Origin of the sequence: Escherichia sp. MOD1-EC6842 (assembly GCF_002965705.1) — a bacterium.
GTDB lineage: Bacteria > Pseudomonadota > Gammaproteobacteria > Enterobacterales > Enterobacteriaceae > Escherichia > Escherichia ruysiae.
The window spans coordinates 1-1,732 of sequence record NZ_PTRF01000050.1 but is presented as its reverse complement, the minus strand read 5'-3'; the positions used below and the strand labels follow the sequence as shown (position 1 = coordinate 1,732).

Below are 1,732 nucleotides of genomic sequence, written 5' to 3'. Positions count from 1 at the left end.
ATCAGACAATCTGTGTGAGCACTTCAAAGAACGCTTCTTTAAGGTAAGGAGGTGATCCAACCGCAGGTTCCCCTACGGTTACCTTGTTACGACTTCACCCCAGTCATGAATCACAAAGTGGTAAGCGCCCTCCCGAAGGTTAAGCTACCTACTTCTTTTGCAACCCACTCCCATGGTGTGACGGGCGGTGTGTACAAGGCCCGGGAACGTATTCACCGTGGCATTCTGATCCACGATTACTAGCGATTCCGACTTCATGGAGTCGAGTTGCAGACTCCAATCCGGACTACGACGCACTTTATGAGGTCCGCTTGCTCTCGCGAGGTCGCTTCTCTTTGTATGCGCCATTGTAGCACGTGTGTAGCCCTGGTCGTAAGGGCCATGATGACTTGACGTCATCCCCACCTTCCTCCAGTTTATCACTGGCAGTCTCCTTTGAGTTCCCGGCCAAACCGCTGGCAACAAAGGATAAGGGTTGCGCTCGTTGCGGGACTTAACCCAACATTTCACAACACGAGCTGACGACAGCCATGCAGCACCTGTCTCACAGTTCCCGAAGGCACCAATCCATCTCTGGAAAGTTCTGTGGATGTCAAGACCAGGTAAGGTTCTTCGCGTTGCATCGAATTAAACCACATGCTCCACCGCTTGTGCGGGCCCCCGTCAATTCATTTGAGTTTTAACCTTGCGGCCGTACTCCCCAGGCGGTCGACTTAACGCGTTAGCTCCGGAAGCCACGCCTCAAGGGCACAACCTCCAAGTCGACATCGTTTACGGCGTGGACTACCAGGGTATCTAATCCTGTTTGCTCCCCACGCTTTCGCACCTGAGCGTCAGTCTTCGTCCAGGGGGCCGCCTTCGCCACCGGTATTCCTCCAGATCTCTACGCATTTCACCGCTACACCTGGAATTCTACCCCCCTCTACGAGACTCAAGCCTGCCAGTATCAGATGCAGTTCCCAGGTTGAGCCCGGGGATTTCACATCTGACTTAACAGACCGCCTGCGTGCGCTTTACGCCCAGTAATTCCGATTAACGCTTGCACCCTCCGTATTACCGCGGCTGCTGGCACGGAGTTAGCCGGTGCTTCTTCTGCGGGTAACGTCAATGAGCAAAGGTATTAACTTTACTCCCTTCCTCCCCGCTGAAAGTACTTTACAACCCGAAGGCCTTCTTCATACACGCGGCATGGCTGCATCAGGCTTGCGCCCATTGTGCAATATTCCCCACTGCTGCCTCCCGTAGGAGTCTGGACCGTGTCTCAGTTCCAGTGTGGCTGGTCATCCTCTCAGACCAGCTAGGGATCGTCGCCTAGGTGAGCCGTTACCCCACCTACTAGCTAATCCCATCTGGGCACATCCGATGGCAAGAGGCCCGAAGGTCCCCCTCTTTGGTCTTGCGACGTTATGCGGTATTAGCTACCGTTTCCAGTAGTTATCCCCCTCCATCGGGCAGTTTCCCAGACATTACTCACCCGTCCGCCACTCGTCAGCGAAACAGCAAGCTGTTTCCTGTTACCGTTCGACTTGCATGTGTTAGGCCTGCCGCCAGCGTTCAATCTGAGCCATGATCAAACTCTTCAATTTAAAAGTTTGATGCTCAAAGAATTAAACTTCGTAATGAATTACGTGTTCACTCTTGAGACTTGGTATTCATTTATCGTCTTGCGACGTTAAGAATCCGTATCTTCGAGTGCCCACACAGATTGTCTGATAAATTGTTAAAGAGCAGT

At 52.7% G+C, this 1,732-nt stretch carries 1 rRNA gene; it reads right to left on the bottom strand.

The window, feature by feature from the left end:
* Window positions 1-44 precede the first annotated feature (44 nt).
* A 16S ribosomal RNA gene (locus A7Z29_RS23020) occupies window positions 45-1,586 on the bottom strand.
* Window positions 1,587-1,732 lie beyond the last annotated feature (146 nt).